Raw genomic sequence first — 16,668 nt, 5'->3', positions numbered from 1 at the left:
CGCCCGATGTGTCCCTCGCCCCGGACATGACCTGCGGCCCGCCAAGTTGGCTTTTTTTCAGGGGAGTTGAGGCACACGGCGGCCGCACAGTGTCCTCGGCTCGCTCCTAAAATCGCCTCAGTCTTTACATAGCCCTTAGCTCAAAGCTCCACGGCCATGAGCCACATCACAGATCCCGCCTCCGGCGCGGGAGAGCAGAGCAAGGGCGCCCACGCACGGAGCGGTCGGGGCGACAAGGGCGAGCACGCGAAGAAGGCGACGGGCCGAAGCGGCAAGGGCCTGCACCGGCGGAGCTTCCTGGGCGGGATGGCCGGCGTCGGGCTGGGCGCCGTCGGCGCGGCGGGGGCGACCTTCTCCCTGCTGACCGGCGGCAACAGCAACAAGGCCTCCGCGGCGGACGCCACCGGCACCCTCGCCATCCCCGACCTGCTGGAGGCCACCACCTCCGGCACCACCACCACGTACACCCTGACCGCGAAGACCGGTACGAGCGAGGTGCTCAGCGGCGTCACCAGCACCACGGCCGGCTACAACGGTGCGTACCTCGGCCCGACGATGAAGTGGACCAAGGGCGACACGGTCCTGATGAACTTCACCAACACCCTGGGCGCGGAGACCACGGTCCACTTCCACGGCGCCCACATCCCGCCCAAGATGGACGGCGGCCCGCAGAACGCCTTCGCGGACGGAGTGACCTGGTCGCCCACCTTCGAGGTCCTCGACGAGGCCAAGACCCTCTGGTACCACCCGCACGCGCTGGGCACCACGGCCCAGCAGGTCGTCCACGGCCTGGCCGGGATGATCATCGTCGAGGACGACTCGGACGTCTCGGCCGCGCTGCCGAGCGAGTACGGCGTCGACGACATCCCGATCATCCTGCAGTGTCTGGCGGTCGACAGCGCCGGCGACATCAAGTACGACGCCGCCGGTTACCGCGGCTCCACCGTCACCTTCCCGGTGCTGGTCAACGGCACCAACGTCGACTCGACCACCCTCGGCTTCACCGCGACCAAGAAGCGCACGCGCTTCCGCGTCCTGAACGCCTCCCCCTCCGACATCATGACCGTCCAGCGCGGCGACGGTGGCACGCTCACCCAGATCGCCACCGACCAGGGATACCTCACCGAGCCCACCGAGGTGACCACGATCCGGCTGGTGGCCGGCGCCCGCGCCGAGTTCGTCCTCGACCTGGACGCGGCCGTCACACTCCAGGCCGTCGTCACCACCGGCTGGATCCGCGGCGGAAGCGGCACGTACGACTTCCTGACCGTGACCCCGGACGCCACCGACACGCCGGCCGACCTGCCGAGCACGCTCAACACGATCACCCGGTACGACACGAGCGGCTTCACCGCGCGGACGATCACGCTCGGCCAAAACGGGGGGACCATGCTGATCAACGGCTCGGCGGGCACCACCATGGCCGGGATGGCGATGATCAGCACCACGCTGGACTCCGAGGAGATCTGGACGATCAAGAACAGCACACAGCTGGAACACTCCTTCCACCTGCACGATGTGCCGTATCAGGTGATGGAGATCAACGGCGAGGCGCCGACCGGCGTCGACCTCGGCTGGCGCGACACCTTCGAGGTGGTCGGCGGCGGCTCCATCAAGATCGCGATGAAGTTCACCGACTTCACCGACGACACGTACATGTACATGCTCCATTGCCATCTGCTCCAGCACGAGGACGAGGGCATGATGGCGGCCCTCATGGTCACGGACAGCTAGGCCCGTTCCCATTCGGCCCTGCCTCATGAGCAGGCTGCCGCCGGCAGTGGAAGCGCCGACGGCAGCGCCTGGCCCAACGCACCGCGGGCCAGGTCTGCAGGTGCCGGACGTGACTGGCAGGACCCCTTGAACGGGTCCACCTGGCCCGGGGAGCCGTTCGCCGCCGCGAGGTCGCGACGCCGTCGCCGTCCAGGTCGGCCGCCGCTCTGTCGACACCTGGCCACCGCATCGACAGGTGCCCCTCGGATTCGAGCCGAGTGTCGACACTGGGCCGGGGGAAGCGGAGGGAGAGTTACGTCAGTCCTGCCGCGCGTGCCCGTTCCACCGCCGGGCCGATGGCCTTGGCGACGGCCTCGACGTCGGCCTCGGTGGAGGTGTGGCCGAGGGAGAAGCGGAGGGTGCCGCGGGCCAGGTCGGGGTCGGTGCCGGTGGCGAGCAGGACGTGGCTGGGCTGGGCGACGCCCGCGGTGCAGGCGGAGCCGGTGGAGCACTCGATGCCCTGGGCGTCGAGCAGGAGCAGCAGCGAGTCGCCCTCGCAGCCCGGGAAGGTGAAGTGGGCGTTGGCCGGGAGCCGGTCGACCGGATCGCCCCCGAGGATCGCGTCCGGGACGGCCGTACGGACCGCGTCGATCAGGGCGTCGCGCAGGGTGCCGATCTCGCGGGCGAACCACTCGCGCTGCTCGGCGGCAAGGCGTCCGGCGACCGCGAAGGAGGCGATCGCGGGGACGTCGAGGGTGCCCGAGCGGACGTGACGCTCCTGGCCGCCGCCGTGCAGGACGGGCACGGGGGTGTACTCGCGGCCCAGAAGGAGGGCGCCGATGCCGTACGGGCCGCCGATCTTGTGGCCGGAGACGGTCATCGCGGCGAGGCCGGAGTCGGCGAAGCCGACGGGGACCTGACCGAAGGCCTGGACGGCGTCCGCGTGCAGCGGGACGTCGAACTCGGCCGCCACGTCGGCCAGTTCGCGGACCGGCATCAGCGTGCCGATCTCGTTGTTCGCCCACATGACGGTGGCCAGGGCGACGTCGTCGGGGTTGCGGGCGATCGCCTCACGGAGCGCTTCCGGGTGGACCCGGCCGTAGGAGTCGACCGGCAGGTACTCGACCGTGGCGCCCTCGTGTTCGCCCAGCCAGTGCACGGCGTCGAGGACCGCATGATGCTCGACGGGGCTGGCCAGGACGCGGGTGCGGGCCGGGTCGGCGTCGCGGCGGGACCAGTACAGGCCCTTGACCGCGAGGTTGTCGGCCTCGGTGCCGCCGGAGGTGAGGACGACCTCGCTGGGGCGGGCGCCGAGCGCTTCCGCGAGGCTCTCACGGGCTTCCTCGACCGTGCGGCGGGCCTGCCGGCCGGCCGCGTGGAGGGAGGAGGCGTTGCCGGTGATGCTCAGGTGCGCGGTGAGTGCCTCGACTGCCTCGGGGAGCATCGGGGTGGTCGCGGCGTGGTCGAGGTATGCCATGGTGGCCACGATTCTACGGGCCCGGCTGGTCGGCCTCGCTTCAAGGTGGGCCTGAACCGCAGCAGGGCCACGCGCCTTGCCCGAGTTGAGAACCTGGCGTTGGTCGCGACGCACCCGGCGCTGTCGGCCGCGCCCGCCCTCCCCCGGTCAGAAACTCCAGGAGATCGTCGAGTCCGCCTGCATGAAGGCGACCAGGACCAGGAGGTCGGCGACGCCCAGGGCCAGGCCGAGGTAGGCGCGGCCGCGGCGGGCCGTGCCACGCCAGAGGGCGACCGCCGCCAGGACCATGGCGATCGGGCCGAGGAAGACGTTGAGGACGAGCAGGCCCAGGAGACCCAGGATGAAGGACGCGACGGCCATGCCGTCGGCATCCCGGACTCCGGTGCGGCGCGTGGCCGGGGCGGTGAGTTGCATGGTTGCTCAGCTCCTGTCGGTTCCCGTCGGGGAACGATCGACGGTCAGTGGGTCGAGGTCTGCCGACGGCGGCCGTGGCGCTCACGGAGCGCGAAGATGCCGAGCCAGGCGGCGATCACGGCGGCGGCGACGAGGGTGAAGGCGAACGACGCGTGGGCGATGGTGCCCATGACGACACCGAACAGCAGCAGTGCGGCGACGAGGAACAGCATGGGATCGGATCCCCCTCCGTAAAATTTGGGTGAACAGTTGTAGTAACAGTTGTTCACTGACTTCGAGTCTAGCGCGTCCCGGGACTTTCCAATTCCGGAGAACAGTTGTTAACTGGATGACATGAGTCACACCCTCGGCATCCGGCAGGCCCAGAAGCAGAAGACCCGGCAGGCGCTCCTGGACGCGGCGCTGGGACTTCTGGAGGAGCAGAGCCTGAGCAGCCTGGGCCTGCGCGAGGTCACCCGCGCCGTCGGCGTCGCCCCCACCGCCTTCTACCGGCACTTCCGCTCCACCGCGGACCTGGGCGTGGCCCTCGTCGAGGAGGCGCTGGGCAGCCTGCACCCGATGATCCGGACCACCGTGACCAGCGCCGACAGCAGTGAGGAACGCATCACGCGTGCCGTCGAGTTGATCGCCGGTCATGTGAACGCGTACCCCGCGCACGTCCGTTTCATCGCCCGTGAGCGGCACGGCGGGGTGCAGCCGGTGCGGGAGGCGATCCGGGACCAACTGGGCCGCTTCGCAGAGGAGGTGAAGGCCGAACTGGCCAAGGACACCGAGGCCGAGGGCTGGAGCGACGACGACCTGCTGATGCTCTCGCACCTCTACGTCGACCAGATGCTCATCACGGCCTCGTTGTTCCTGGAGTCCCTGGAGGCCTCGCCGGAGGACCGGGAGCGGTTCAGCCGGCTCGCGACCCGCCAGATGCGGCTCATCAGCATCGGCCGCCACCACTGGCTGGACTGAGGCCCGAAGACCCGACAGGCCCGACAGGCCTCAGCCGAACACGACGAACACAGGGGCGGCGCACCCGTTCCCGAGTGCGCCGCCCCTGTGGGTGAACCGCCGGTCAGCCCTGCTGCTGGGCCTGCTGCCCCTGGCCGCCGCCCGGACCGCCACACCCGCCGCCGCCCTGTCCGCCCCCGCCGGGGCCGCCCTGTCCGCCCCCGCCGGGACCGCCGCTCGGAGCGCCCGACGGGACACCGGTCGGCGTGCCGGTGGGAGTACCCGTCGGCTGCCCCGAAGGAGCACCGCTCGGCGCACCCGAAGGAGCACCCGAAGGAGCACCCGACGGGGCGCCGCTCGGCATGCCCGAGGGATTGCCGGACGGCGGCTGACAGGACTGCTGACCGGACGTGCCGCTGTTCGAGGAGGAGTCGCCCGAGCCGCAGGCCACCAGGGCGAGGGGCGAGAGCGCCAGCAGCGCCACCGCGGGGACGAGACGGACGGGCATCAGCGCACGCTTCATGAGAAACAGCTCCAGGGAAGATGAGGAGGACCTGAGGGTGGGAACTCAACCAACGGCGCCTAGGGCTTCCTTGAGCCCCCTCTGTCCCCCGCCTGTCAGTCAGGTAAAGCACCCCTCAAGAAACCTCGCCGACCTGGGAGTTCACCTCAGGGACCCCGTGGGTGCGCTGGTACAGCTCCGTGACAGAAGCGGCCGTCCGCCGCAGTTCCTCGCACACCTCCGGCGGCGAGAGGACCTCCACGAGGTCGGCGAACAGGAGCAGTTGGCGGGCCTCCCCGACGAATCCGTACGTCAGCCGGGCTGTCACCCACTCGCTCTCGCCGTCGTCCTGCGGGAGGGAGGTCAGCGAGGCCGCGTTGAGGCGCAGGAACATGTCGAGGCGCTCACGCCGCACCCGGACGGTGACATCGAGTCCGCCGGGGCGCTCCTCGACCTGGCGGCGCAGGACCTCCCAGGCGTCGGCGAGTTCGACACCGGGCCGCCGCCGCACCGGGTCGTCCAGCACCTTCGCCGTGCGCACCCGGTCGGCGCGGAAGAGCCGGGGCCGCGCGCGCCGGTCGGCGACCAGGTACCAGACACCCGCCTTGGAGACGAGGCCGTACGGATCGACCGTGTAGGTGCGCGGCTCCCGCTCGTCGCTGTGCCGGTAGCGCAGCCTGAGCCGCCGGTCGGCGAAGACCGCGTCCTGGAGCGCTTCGAGGTCCACCGGCTGCCGCGGACCGCCCTTCCAGCGCGTGGCGTCGACCAGGATGCGGCGGGCGGTCGCCTCGGCGGCCGGGCGGTGCGGGGCCGGCAGCGCGGCCATCACCTTGCGCAGCGCCGAGCCGAGGGCCGCGTCGAGGCCGAGGGCGGCGTGCGTGCCCTGCGCGGCCAGGATGAACAGGGCGCGGGACTCGTCGGCGGTCAGCCCCGTGACGTCCGTGCGGAACCCGGCGAGCAGCTCGATGCCGCCGTGCCGGCCGCGCTCGGCGTAGACCGGCACCCCGGAGGCCGACAGGGCCTCGACGTCCCGGTAGATGGTCCGCACCGACACCTCGAGCCGCTCGGCGAGTTCATGCGCGGGGACGCGGCCGCGGGTCTGCAGGAGCAGCAGGACGGAGAGCAGTCGGTCGGCCTTCACCCGACCAGAATCCGCCCTCCGAAGAGCCGGCGCAAATGTTGACGGAAGCTGTCAGGTTATGCGGCGAACCTCTGGGCAACGACTCGAAGAGAGGCCCGCCGTGAACGCCATCGACCCCCGCCCCCTCTACACCCGCGCCGCCGAGCAGGCCGCCGCACTGATCAGGACCGTACGACCGGAGCAGCTGGCCGGTCCCACCCCGTGCACGGAGTTCGACGTACGGACCCTGCTCAGCCATCTCGTCGGCGGCACCCTGCGGATCGCGACCGTGGGCGAGGGCGGCGACGGCCTCGCCGTACGGCCCTTCGTGGACGGCGTCGACGACGACGGCTGGCCGGCCGCGTACGACGAGGCCCGCACCCGGGTCCAGCGGGCCTGGGCGGACGACGCCCGGCTCGACGCGGCCGTGCGGGTGCCGTGGGGCGAGGCGCCGGGCCGCGTCGCGCTCTCCGGCTACGTGATGGAGGGCGTGACCCACACCTGGGACCTCGCCGAGGCCCTGGGCCACCCCCTCGAACTCGACCCGGAACTCGCCGAGTTCGCACTCTCCGTCGCCCGCCGCGTCCTCCCCGACGAGCAGCGGGACGCCGACACGCCCTTCGACTCCGCGCTTGCGGCCCCCGAAGGGGCCGATGCCTACGAGCGGTTGGCGGTCTGGCTGGGGCGCAAGCCGCTCAGCCGAGCCTGACCCGGGCGAGTTGGCGGGACTGCGCGACCAGTCGGTCCGCGCTGTCCCAGACCTCGGCGTCCTCCTCCAGGAAGCCGCCCGCGAGGTTGCGGGTGGTGATGGCGACCCGGAGGGGGCCCGGGGCCGGACGGCAGCGGACGTGGACCGTCAGCTCGACCGTGGGGACCCAGCCGCGCAAGCCGATCTCGAAGGCGGTGGGCGGCAGGGCGTCCACGGCGAGGAGAAGGGAGAGCGGGTCGGGGTCGCGGCCGTCCTTCAGCCCGAACCAGGCCCGCATCTCGCCCTTGCCGGAGGGCGCTCCGAGTGCCCAGCCGAGGGTGGACGGGTCGAGCTTGAGCATCAGCCGGTCGGCGATGGCGGAGCTGCCGTCGACGGGTGCGGGTCCGTCCTCGGGACCGAAGCACTGGTCGAGGGGCGGGAGCGCGGGCGGCTTCGCCGTCGTGCGGACGTCGTCCGGGAGGGCGTCCAGATCGCCGTAGGAGGCAAGGACGCGGATCCGCTCGACCTCGACGCCGTCCTCGTCGTACTGGAACAGCGAGGCCTGGCCGGTCGAGAGGGTGCGGCCGGTACGGGCCAGCTCCGTGCGGACGACGGCAGGGCCCGGCTGCGAGGCGGTCAGGTAGTGCGCCGAGATCGTGAACGGGTCGCGGTGCGGCAGGGCGTCCGCGAGCGCGCGGCCGAGGACGGCGAGAAGATAGCCGCCGTTGACGGCGCTGATGATCGTCCAGCCGGCCGAGAGGTCGATGTCGTAGACGCCGGGCGCGCGCGGGGTGAGCGCGGTGTCGCGGTCGAACTCACTGTCGCCGATGGTGGCCCGCCGGGCGGTCGCGGTAGCTGCTTCTGGCATGGCTGAACGGTACAACAGGCGATTACTAAGCGGTAGCTTTGTTCAGGCCCGATCGCGGCCCTCCATGGCCCTCCTATGCCCCGGCTGTGATCACTCTCTGTGAGAGGTCTGCAATTTCTTGGTAAGTGTCCGAACTCGTCCGTAACCTCGAGGCCCGAAAATCCCTCTCCAAGGACATGAGCCTCACCGGGACTCCGTTCCTCTTCACCTTGATCGCGCTGTCCGTCGTCGCCGTCGCAGTGCCACTGCTGCTGTGGTCGCGGCTGCGCGGGCCGCTGATCCTGCGGGCCTCCGCCCGGGTGCTGATGCTGATGTTCGCCCAGGGCACCGCCGTCGCCCTGGTCTTCGTGCTGGTGAACAACAGCAACAACCTGTACGACACCTGGGACGACCTCCTGGGCACGGGCAACCATGTGGCGCAGGCCGCCGACCTGGGCGCCGACGGCACCGGCGGCATCGCGCTGGACAAGCTGCCCAAGGTCGCGCAGAAATTCAGCGAGGCGCAGGGGCCGGGCCTGCACGGGGTGCGCGTCACACAGCTCAAGGGCCGCGTCTCCGGCATCAACGCCGAGGTCTACGTCTGGCTGCCGCCGCAGTACAACGAGCCCGCGTACGCCAAGAAGGCCTTCCCGGTCGTGGAGCTGCTGCCGGGCTACCCGGGCTCGGCGAAGTCGTGGTTCGGGTCGATGCACGTGGCCTCGCAGTTGGAGCCGCTGATGCGCAAGGGCAAGGTCGCGCCGTTCATCCTGATCGCGCCGCGCACCACCCTGCTGCCCGGGGTGGACACCGGCTGCGCCAATGTGCCGGGCACCGTCAACGCCGACAGCTGGCTGAGCGTCGACGTGCCGAAGATGGTCACGGACAACTTCCGGGCCCAGCCCGCGCCCAAGGGCTGGGCGGTCGCCGGTTACTCGGCCGGGGCGCACTGCGCGGTCAAGCTGGCCATCGCCCACCCCAACCGCTACCGGGCCGCGGTCAGCCTGTCCGGCTACAACGACCCCATGGGCGAGCCCAACTCGCTCACCGCGCAGGACCCGGCGCTGCGCAAGTCCACCAACCCCTACGCGATGCTCCGCAAGGCGGCCGCCCCGCCCGGCGTGGCGCTCTACATCTCCGGCGAGCCTGGCGACGGCTACCAGGCGGGCCTCGCCCTCCAGCACGAGGCGAAGGCGCCGACCACCGTGAAGGTGATCTACATCCCGAAGAGCGCGGGCGGCCACACCATGGAGCTGTGGCGGCCGCAGGTGGTGCCGGTGTTCAAATGGCTGACGACTCAGCTGAACCAGCACGCGCTCGCCGTTGCCGGGGCTACTCCTCACGCACCGTCGACCGCCGATTCCAAGCGCGAGGCGCTCGCCAGTGGAAACGCATCGCGAGAAGCCGCAGGACGAAAGCGGTGAGGGCGGCCACCCCACTCGCCAGCGGGGTGAGCACGTCGTAACGGATGCAGAGCACCACCATGGTGGCGCCGACGATCGCCGGGACCGCGTACAGATCGCGGTCCCAGCGCAGCAGTGAGGGCACCTCGTTGGCCAGCACGTCGCGCAGCACACCGCCGCCGACTGCCGTCGCGAGCCCCAGGGCGGCCGAGGCGGTGAGGCCGAGCCCATGGGCGTACGCCTTCGTCGTGCCCGTGACGCAGAACAGGCCGAGGCCGGCCGCGTCGAAGACGTTCACGCCGGTCTGGATGCGCTCCACCTGCGGGTGGAGGAAGACCACCAGCAGGGCGGCGAACAGAGGCGTCAGGAAGTACCCCAGGTCCGTGAAGGCGGCCGGGGGCACGGCCCCGATGACCAGGTCCCGGAACAGTCCTCCGCCCAGCGCGGTGACCTCGGCGAGCATGGCGATGCCGAACACGTCGAAGTTCTTGCGGACGGCCAGCAGCGCGCCGGAGATGGCGAACACGAAGATGCCGACGAGGTCGAGCGTGTGCTGGACGGAAGGACTGAAGATCTGCTGGATCACCCTTACATTGTCACCCAGCAGCGACCGTCAACCTTACAAAGCCAGGTCTTACGGCGTCACAGGGACGGTTTCCCTGTGGTGAAGAGCCAGGTCTGGAAGAGGTCGTCGAGCTGCTGCCCGGAGATCTTCTCGGCGAGCCGGACGAAGTCGTCGGTGGCCGCGTTGCCGTAGCGGTGCAGCTTGGTCCAGGTGGGGAGCAGCTTGAAGAAGGCGGCGTCCCCGATGCGCTCGCGCAGCATCTGGAGCGTCATCGCGCCGCGCTGGTAGACCGCGGAGGCGAACATGGTGTCGCGCTGCGGGTCGCCGACCACCGTCTGCCAGAAGGCGCTGTCGGCGGGGCGGGCGTTGTAGCCGGCGAGGAAGGAGTCGTGCGCCGAGCGGGTGCCCTGGTGCTCGGCCCACAGCCACTGGGCGTAGGTGGCGAAGCCCTCGTTGAGCCAGATGTCCTTCCAGTGCGCCACCGATACCGAGTCGCCGAACCACTGATGGGCCAGCTCGTGCACGATCGTGGACTCGTTGCGGACGGCCGAGTACACCGGCTTGGACTGCACCTCCAGCGAGAACCCGGCCTGCGGCATGTCGTCGACGATCGCGCCGGTCTCCTCGAACGGGTACGGGCCGAAGACCTGCGACCAGTAGTCGGTCGCGGCGGCGGTGACGCCGTACACGTCCACGTTGTTGCTGTTCGCGAGCACCGGGTCGATCGCGACGTAGATCGGGGTGCCGCCGGGTGTCGTCCCGGTCTTCACGTCGAACTTCCCGATCGTGGCGGTCGCGAGGTAGGTCGCCATCGGCTTCGTCTCACGCCAGTGGGTGTACGTCGAGCCGCCCTTGTCGTACGTCGAGACCAGCCGGCCGTTGGAGACGGCGGTCAGACCCTGGGGCGCCTTGATCCGGATGTCGTAGGTGGCCTTGTCGGCGGGGTGGTCGCTGGACGGGAACCAGGTGGAGGCGGCGTTGGGCTCACAGGCGACGAAGACGCCGTCGGTGGTCTTCATCCAGCCGTAGTCCGAGCCGAAGACGATGGGGCCGCCCAGGGGTTCGGGGACGCCCCCGTAGGTGACGGCGACCTCGAAGGTCCGCCCCTTGCGGAGCACACCGCGCGGGGTGACGCGGATCTCGTCGCCGTCGCGGGTGAACTGCGCCCGTCTGCCGTCCACTTCGACCCGGGTGACCTCCAGTTTCTGCAGGTCCAGATCGAAGGACGAGAGGTTCTGGGTGGCGCGGGCGGTGATAGTCGTCCGGCCGTCGAGGCGGTCGGTGTCGGGGTTGTAGGCGAGGGCGAGGTCGTAGTGGCGGGCGTCGAAGCCACCGTTGCCGAGCCGGGGGAAGTAGGTGTCGCCGATGCCGTCGGCGCCCGGGGCGGGGGCGGAGGAGGCGGCGATGACGAGGAAAGAGGCCGCCGCTGTCGCGACGGATCCTAAACGTGCCGAACGGGAGAGTGCCATGAGTCGTCCCTTCGAGCGTGTGCCGATAAGTCGGACACGGACGACTCTGCGCTCTCCCGTTCAGGCATGTACATGACTTTGCCAACTCGTCATGCGCTACTTGTCGGTTGACTCCTGGCCTTCGGTCTTCGCGACCTCGGTCTGGGTGGCCTCGGTCTGGGTGGCCTCGGTCTGGGTGGCCTCGGTCTGGGTGGCCTCGGTCTCCGTGGCCACGGCCTTCGTGACCTCGGCCGGCTCGGGAGCCTCCTCGGAAGAGGACGCCTCCTCGGACGAGGCCTGCGCCTCGGCCTCGGCCGCCACCTCCGCCGCGACCGCCGCCGACGTCTCCGCCGACTCGGCGAGGACCTCGTCGGCCACCAGCTCCGCCGCCTCCTTCGCGACCGTCAACAAGACGGTGTCCTGCGGGGCCTGGTCCGCGAAGTTCTCCGGGTGGTGGCAGGCGACCTGCTGACCCGGCCGCAGCTCGACGAGCGCCGGCTCCTTGGTCTTGCAGATCTCCGTCGCCTTCCAGCACCGGGTGTGGAAGCGGCAGCCGCTCGGCGGGGAGATCGGCGAGGGCACGTCGCCCTTGAGCAGGATGCGCTCGCTCTTGGCGTTCTTGCGCCTCGGGTCCGGGATCGGAACCGCCGACATCAGCGCCTTGGTGTACGGGTGCATCGGCGACTTGTAGAGCAGGTCACGGTCGGCCAGCTCCACGATCTTGCCGAGGTACATCACCGCGATGCGGTCCGAGACGTGCCGGACCACCGAGAGGTCGTGCGCGATGATCACGTACGTGAGGCCGAGCTCCTGCTGAAGGTCGTCGAGCAGGTTGACGACCTGGGCCTGGATCGACACGTCGAGCGCCGAGACCGGCTCGTCCGCCACGACCAGCTTCGGGTTCAGCGCGAGCGCGCGGGCGATGCCGATGCGCTGACGCTGACCGCCGGAGAACTCGTGCGGGTAGCGGTTGTAGTGCTCGGGGTTGAGACCCACGACCGACAGCAGCCGCTGCACTTCCTTCTTGATGCCGCCCTCGGGCTCGACGCCCTGGAGCTTGAAGGGAGCGCCGACGATCGTGCCGATGGTGTGGCGCGGGTTCAGCGACGAGTACGGGTCCTGGAAGATCATCTGCACGTCGCGGCGCAGCGGACGCATGCCGCTCACCCCGAGGTGCGTGATGTCCTTGCCCTGGAACTCGACCTTGCCCGCGGTCGGTTCGAGCAGCCGGGTGATCAGCCGGCCCATCGTGGACTTGCCACAGCCGGACTCGCCCACGACGCCGAGCGTCTCGCCGGAGCGGACCTCGAAGTCGATGCCGTCGACCGCGTGCACCGCCCCGACCTGCCGCTGGAGCAGGCCCTTCTTGATCGGGAAGTGCTTCTGCAGGCCGGTCACCTTCAGCAGGACCTCGCCGGGGGCGGCGTCCTTGGTGAGGGTCGCGCCCTGCGTCGGGCCCTCGGCCTGCGCGGGGATCTTCACCGCTTTCTCGTCGTCACTCACAGCTTCGGCGCAATCTCTTCGGTCCAGATACGCTCCCGCTGCTCCGTGCCCAGGTGGCAGGCGGCCCAGTGCCGGCTGCCGACCTCGGCCAGCTCGGGCCGGACGGTGCGGGTGACGTTGTCCTTCGGGAGGTCCGCGTACGGGCAGCGCGGGTTGAAGGCGCAGCCGGACGGGATGTTGATCAGCGAGGGCGGGGAGCCCTTGACCGGGATCAGGCGCTCCTGCTGCTCACGGTCCAGCCGCGGCATCGAGCCGAGCAGACCCCAGGTGTAGGGGTGCCGGGGCTCGTAGAACACCTTGTCGGCCGGGCCCCGCTCGACGCAGCGGCCGCCGTACATCACCAGGATGTCGTCGGCGAGTTCGGCGACGACGCCCAGGTCGTGGGTGATCACGATGACCGCGGAGCCGAACTCCTTCTGGAGGTCACGGATGAGGTCGAGGATCTGCGCTTGGACGGTCACGTCCAGGGCGGTCGTCGGCTCGTCCGCGATCAGCAGTTCGGGGTTGTTGACCAGCGACATCGCGATCATCGCGCGCTGGCGCATACCGCCGGAGAACTCGTGCGGGTAGCTGTCCACCCGCTTGTCCGGCTGCGGGATGCCCACCCGGTCGAGCATCTCGACCGCGCGTCGCTTGGCGGTCTTCTTGTCGACGTCGTGGTGGATCCGGTACGCCTCCACGATCTGCTGGCCGATCGTGTAGTACGGGTGCAGCGCCGACAGCGGATCCTGGAAGATCATCGCCATCTCGCGGCCGCGCAGCTTGCGCACGTAGTCGGGGTCGGCGGACAGCAGCTCGGTGCCGTCCAGCCAGATCTCGCCGGAGATCTGGGCCTTGCGCTTGCCGTACTGGCCGGCGGTGTGCAGGCCCATGATGCCGAGCGAGGTCACCGACTTGCCGGAGCCGGACTCGCCCACGATGCCGAGGGTCTTGCCCTTCTCCAGCTGGAAGCTGAGCCCGTCGACGGACTTGACCAGGCCGTCGTCGGTCGGGAAGTGCACCTTGAGGTCGCGCACTTCGAGGAAGGAGGTCGGCGCGGGCGAAGCGGGGGTGGGCTCGCCCACGGCCGCTCCGCTCTTGCTGAGTTCGGTCACGTGAGCCTCACTCGGGGGTCGATCACGGCGTACAGGATGTCCACCACGAGGTTGGCGACGAGCACCGCGAGGGAAGTGATCAGGGTCACGCCCACGATGATGGGCAGGTCCTGGTTGCGGATGGCGTCCAGCACGGCCCGGCCGAGACCGGGCAGATTGAACGTGGACTCGGTCAGGATCGCGCCGCCGATGAGGGCACCGAGGTCCATGCCGAGCATGGTGAGGATGGGCGTCATCGTCGAGCGCATGGCGTGCTTGCCGATGACGGTCTGCTCCTTGAGGCCCTTCGCCCGGGCGGTGCGGATGTAGTCCTCGCCGAGGATCTCCAGCATGGTGGCGCGGGTGATCCGGGCGTACATCGCCGCGTACAGGAAGGCGAGGGTGATCCACGGCAGGATCATGCCGCCGAGCCAGCCGGAGAAGCTGTCGTCCAGGGGGACGTACTGAGCGTCGATCCACTTCAGCCCGAAGGCGAAGATCGCCAGGCTCAGCATGCCGGTGAAGTAGATGGGCAGGGAGACGCCCGCCAGGGCGACCACCATCGCGCCGCGGTCCCACAGGGTGCCGCGCTTGAGCGCGGAGAGCACACCGGCCGCGATACCGAAGACCAGCCACAGCACGGCGGCACCGAGCGCGAGACCCAGGGTCACCGGGAAGCGGTCGGTCAGCACCGGCCAGACGGCCTGCTCGCTGCGGAAGGAGTAGCCGAAGCAGGGTGCGGCACAGTGGATCGTGTCGCCACCGCCCGAGTAGGTGCGGCCGGCGAAGATGCCCTTGAAGAACTCCCAGACCTGGGCGTAGATCGGGTCGCCCAGACCCAGCTTCTGCCGTACGCCCTCGACGGCGGCAGGGTCGGCCTGCTTGCCCACGAAGCTCGTGGCAATGTCCACGCCCGCCCACTTGGGGACGAGGAAGAAGATGCCGAAGACCACCATGATGATGACCACGAGCATCACTGCGGCGGCGAACAACCGCCTGATGAGGTAAGCGAGCACAGCTCTCGGCCCGCCGCGGACCGCGGGCCACCGGTGGGGTACCTCCCACGCCTTTTGGGCGATGGGGGACTTCCGATGGCCCGCGGATCCGCCGCGCCGGCCTTCACCTGCCTTTCGTGCCGTTCGGCGGGTGTGCCGGGTTTACTTCTTCGGGTTCTTCAGGCCGAGGTTGACGAAGTCGTACATACCGCTGTAGCCGTCGGTGGTGTACACGTTCGCCAGGTTGTCCGAGCGCCAGTTGATGAACTTCTCGAAGACGAAGGGCAGGTAGTACGCGCCCTCCATCACCTTGTGGTTGATGTCCGTGGCGATCTTGGTCTTGCCCGCGTCGTCCAGCGTGTTGACGTAGGAGTCGAACAGACCGTCGATGGTCTTGTCCTTGATCAGCGCGTAGTTGGAGTTACCGCTGTCCAGGATGTACTTGCTGTCCCACAGCGGCAGACCGAAGCCCTGGACGGACGGGAAGTCCGGACCCCAGCCCATGATGATGATGCCGAAGCCCTTCTTCTGCACGTTCGCGGGGCTGCCGATGATGCCGGTGGTCTGCGAGCCGTCGTACTGCTCGATCTCGGCGGTGATGCCGATCTTCTTCAGCGACGCCTGGAGGGACTGGGCGGTGGCCACCTCGACCGGCTTGTTGTTGCGGACCGCGATGGTGGTCTTGAAACCGTTCGGCTGACCGCAGGCCTTCAGGGCCTCCTTGGCCTTGGCCTCGTTGCCGCTCTTGTTGGCGCCGGCGATCTCGTACGGGTCGTACTTCTGGCCCTCGGAACCCGCGACCGACGGCGGCAGCATGTTGGTGCCGATGTCACCACCGGCGACCGGGCCACCGCGCGCGGTCTGCAGCGACACGTGGTCGGCGCCGTAGATCACGGCCTTGCGGCACTCGACGTTGTCGAACGGCTTCACGCTCTGCGGGAAGACCGCGTAGCGGATGTAGCCGGAGACCGGGTTGTCCAGGTTGGCCTTGTGCTCCTTCAGGGCGGTGGTGCGGCCCTGCGGCGACATGCCGGTCTGGTTCAGGTCGAGGTCCAGGTCACCGCTGAGCAGACGCTGGTCGAGCTGGTTGGCGTCCGAGAAGAACTGGATGGTGATCTTGTCCGGGTAGGCCTTGCGGATCGGGTCCGAGGCCTGCTTCCAGGAGGTGTTGCGGACCAGGGTGAGGTCCTTGCCCGGGCTGTAGGACTCGAACTTGTACGGGCCCGAGGAGAACGGGTGCAGACCGTACTTGGACTTGGTGTCCTTGTCCTGGCGGACCGGGGAGGCCGAGACCAGGGCCAGCATCTCCTCGAAGTCCGAGTTGGCCTTCGGCAGGTGGAAGACGATGGTCTTGTCGTCGGGCGTGTCGATCGCCTTCAGACCCAGCTTGTCCGCGGAGGTGTCCTTGTACGGGCCCTTGTACGCGCCCGTGGGGTCCAGGACGTCCTTGAGGTAGACCGGACCGCCGGACAGCACGTCCTGCGCCCACACGCGCTCGATGCCGTACTTCACGTCCTTGGACGTGATCGGCTTGCCGTCCTCCCACGTGCTGCCGTCACGCAGGGTGTACGTGTAGGTCTTGCCGTCGTCCGTGACCTTCGCGGTCGAGGTGGCGAGGTCCGGAGTGATCTCGGCGCCCGCAGCACCCGGCTCGGCCTTGTTCGTGACGAGCTGGCGGCTGTAGTAGCGGGCGAAGTTCCACATCATGCCGTAGTAACCGCGCGTGGTGTCCCACGAGTCGGCGTCCTGGGCACCACCGAACTTCAGCGTGCCGCCCTTCTTGGCGGCGGAGGCCTGAGCGACCTTGTTGTTCGCGGCGTCGAAGCCGGCGGCGCCGGTGCTCGAGCCCTTGTCGTCGTCTCCGCCACCGCCGCACGCCGCCGTGGTCAGCAGCGCGGCGACCGCGGCGGCAGCGGCAAATGCCTGCTTCCGCCGCCCTGAGGTGCGTTGGGTAGTCACGATCTCGGATCCTCCGGATAGATGA

At 69.5% G+C, this 16,668-nt stretch carries 16 protein-coding genes; 4 read left to right on the top strand and 12 right to left on the bottom strand.

The window, feature by feature from the left end; genetic code table 11:
• Positions 1-156 precede the first annotated feature (156 nt).
• Complete coding sequence (locus tag OG289_RS34900; RefSeq protein WP_327318027.1) at positions 157-1,734, top strand: multicopper oxidase family protein; 1,578 nt, start codon at positions 157-159, stop codon at positions 1,732-1,734.
• Between the two features lie 292 nt (positions 1,735-2,026).
• On the opposite strand, the gene OG289_RS34895 is transcribed toward OG289_RS34900, so the two are convergent.
• From OG289_RS34895 to OG289_RS34885, 3 genes are all read right to left on the bottom strand, one after another.
• On the bottom strand, positions 2,027-3,190 hold the full coding sequence (locus tag OG289_RS34895) for a cysteine desulfurase family protein (protein WP_327318026.1): 1,164 nt from the start codon (positions 3,188-3,190) through the stop codon (positions 2,027-2,029).
• Positions 3,191-3,337: 147 nt separating this feature from the next.
• Positions 3,338-3,604: a DUF4190 domain-containing protein gene (locus OG289_RS34890; protein ID WP_327318025.1), complete on the bottom strand. Its 267-nt coding sequence runs from the start codon at positions 3,602-3,604 to the stop codon at positions 3,338-3,340.
• A 44-nt stretch (positions 3,605-3,648) separates the two neighbouring features.
• A complete protein-coding gene (locus tag OG289_RS34885; RefSeq protein ID WP_327318024.1) occupies positions 3,649-3,816 on the bottom strand; it encodes a hypothetical protein in 168 nt (55 codons plus the stop codon).
• A gap of 121 nt (positions 3,817-3,937) precedes the next feature.
• Here OG289_RS34885 and OG289_RS34880 point away from each other — a divergent pair, with 121 nt between their 5' ends.
• A complete protein-coding gene (locus OG289_RS34880) occupies positions 3,938-4,564 on the top strand; it encodes a TetR family transcriptional regulator (RefSeq protein WP_327318023.1) in 627 nt (208 codons plus the stop codon).
• A gap of 103 nt (positions 4,565-4,667) precedes the next feature.
• On the opposite strand, the gene OG289_RS34875 is transcribed toward OG289_RS34880, so the two are convergent.
• Positions 4,668-5,066, bottom strand: a complete 399-nt coding sequence (locus OG289_RS34875; protein ID WP_327318022.1) for a hypothetical protein — start codon at positions 5,064-5,066, stop codon at positions 4,668-4,670.
• Positions 5,067-5,181: 115 nt separating this feature from the next.
• Positions 5,182-6,186, bottom strand: coding sequence for a helix-turn-helix transcriptional regulator (locus OG289_RS34870; protein WP_327318021.1), 1,005 nt, complete (start codon positions 6,184-6,186; stop codon positions 5,182-5,184).
• 100 nt (positions 6,187-6,286) lie between these two features.
• Between OG289_RS34870 and OG289_RS34865 the strand changes: the two genes are divergently transcribed.
• Positions 6,287-6,874 carry a TIGR03086 family metal-binding protein gene (locus OG289_RS34865; protein WP_327318020.1) on the top strand — a complete coding sequence of 196 codons (588 nt, stop codon included), beginning with the start codon at positions 6,287-6,289 and terminating at the stop codon, positions 6,872-6,874.
• On the opposite strand, the gene OG289_RS34860 is transcribed toward OG289_RS34865, so the two are convergent.
• On the bottom strand, positions 6,861-7,721 hold the full coding sequence (locus OG289_RS34860; RefSeq protein WP_327318019.1) for a thioesterase family protein: 861 nt from the start codon (positions 7,719-7,721) through the stop codon (positions 6,861-6,863). The genes OG289_RS34865 and OG289_RS34860 overlap by 14 nt on opposite strands.
• A 176-nt stretch (positions 7,722-7,897) precedes the next feature.
• On the opposite strand from OG289_RS34860, the gene OG289_RS34855 reads away from it, so the two are divergent.
• Positions 7,898-9,121 (top strand): alpha/beta hydrolase, encoded by a 1,224-nt coding sequence (locus OG289_RS34855; RefSeq protein ID WP_327320900.1) that lies wholly within the window; start codon positions 7,898-7,900, stop codon positions 9,119-9,121.
• On the opposite strand, the gene OG289_RS34850 is transcribed toward OG289_RS34855, so the two are convergent.
• From OG289_RS34850 to OG289_RS34825, 6 genes are all read right to left on the bottom strand, one after another.
• On the bottom strand, positions 9,030-9,686 hold the full coding sequence (locus OG289_RS34850; RefSeq protein WP_327318018.1) for a trimeric intracellular cation channel family protein: 657 nt from the start codon (positions 9,684-9,686) through the stop codon (positions 9,030-9,032). The genes OG289_RS34855 and OG289_RS34850 overlap by 92 nt on opposite strands.
• 56 nt (positions 9,687-9,742) lie before the next feature.
• Entirely contained in the window at positions 9,743-11,134 is a 1,392-nt protein-coding gene (locus tag OG289_RS34845) for a M1 family metallopeptidase (RefSeq protein ID WP_327318017.1), read from the bottom strand.
• 96 nt (positions 11,135-11,230) lie between these two features.
• The gene (locus OG289_RS34840; RefSeq protein ID WP_327318016.1) at positions 11,231-12,616 is read right to left on the bottom strand and encodes an ABC transporter ATP-binding protein; all 1,386 of its coding nucleotides are present in this window, start codon (positions 12,614-12,616) and stop codon (positions 11,231-11,233) included.
• A complete protein-coding gene (locus tag OG289_RS34835; protein WP_327318015.1) occupies positions 12,613-13,710 on the bottom strand; it encodes an ABC transporter ATP-binding protein in 1,098 nt (365 codons plus the stop codon). The genes OG289_RS34840 and OG289_RS34835 overlap by 4 nt, the downstream gene beginning before the upstream one ends.
• A complete protein-coding gene (locus OG289_RS34830; protein ID WP_327318014.1) occupies positions 13,707-14,705 on the bottom strand; it encodes an ABC transporter permease in 999 nt (332 codons plus the stop codon). Before OG289_RS34830 ends, OG289_RS34835 begins: the two co-directional genes overlap by 4 nt.
• 141 nt (positions 14,706-14,846) lie before the next feature.
• Complete coding sequence (locus tag OG289_RS34825; RefSeq protein WP_327318013.1) at positions 14,847-16,643, bottom strand: ABC transporter substrate-binding protein; 1,797 nt, start codon at positions 16,641-16,643, stop codon at positions 14,847-14,849.
• Positions 16,644-16,668: the final 25 nt, after the last annotated feature.

The sequence above is a fragment of the Streptomyces sp. NBC_01235 genome, from assembly GCF_035989285.1.
GTDB lineage: Bacteria > Actinomycetota > Actinomycetes > Streptomycetales > Streptomycetaceae > Streptomyces.
The sequence above is the reverse complement of the archived record's forward strand: the minus strand, read 5'-3'. Positions and strand labels throughout refer to the sequence as shown.

Coding starts and splice junctions, on each gene's coding strand:
- OG289_RS34900 (WP_327318027.1), top strand. CDS start 157: ATGAGCCACATCACAGATCCCGCCTCCGGCGCGGGAGAGCAGAGCAAG.
- OG289_RS34895 (WP_327318026.1), bottom strand. CDS start 3,190: ATGGCATACCTCGACCACGCCGCGACCACCCCGATGCTCCCCGAGGCA.
- OG289_RS34890 (WP_327318025.1), bottom strand. CDS start 3,604: ATGCAACTCACCGCCCCGGCCACGCGCCGCACCGGAGTCCGGGATGCC.
- OG289_RS34885 (WP_327318024.1), bottom strand. CDS start 3,816: ATGCTGTTCCTCGTCGCCGCACTGCTGCTGTTCGGTGTCGTCATGGGC.
- OG289_RS34880 (WP_327318023.1), top strand. CDS start 3,938: ATGAGTCACACCCTCGGCATCCGGCAGGCCCAGAAGCAGAAGACCCGG.
- OG289_RS34875 (WP_327318022.1), bottom strand. CDS start 5,066: ATGAAGCGTGCGCTGATGCCCGTCCGTCTCGTCCCCGCGGTGGCGCTG.
- OG289_RS34860 (WP_327318019.1), bottom strand. CDS start 7,721: ATGCCAGAAGCAGCTACCGCGACCGCCCGGCGGGCCACCATCGGCGAC.
- OG289_RS34855 (WP_327320900.1), top strand. CDS start 7,898: ATGAGCCTCACCGGGACTCCGTTCCTCTTCACCTTGATCGCGCTGTCC.
- OG289_RS34845 (WP_327318017.1), bottom strand. CDS start 11,134: ATGGCACTCTCCCGTTCGGCACGTTTAGGATCCGTCGCGACAGCGGCG.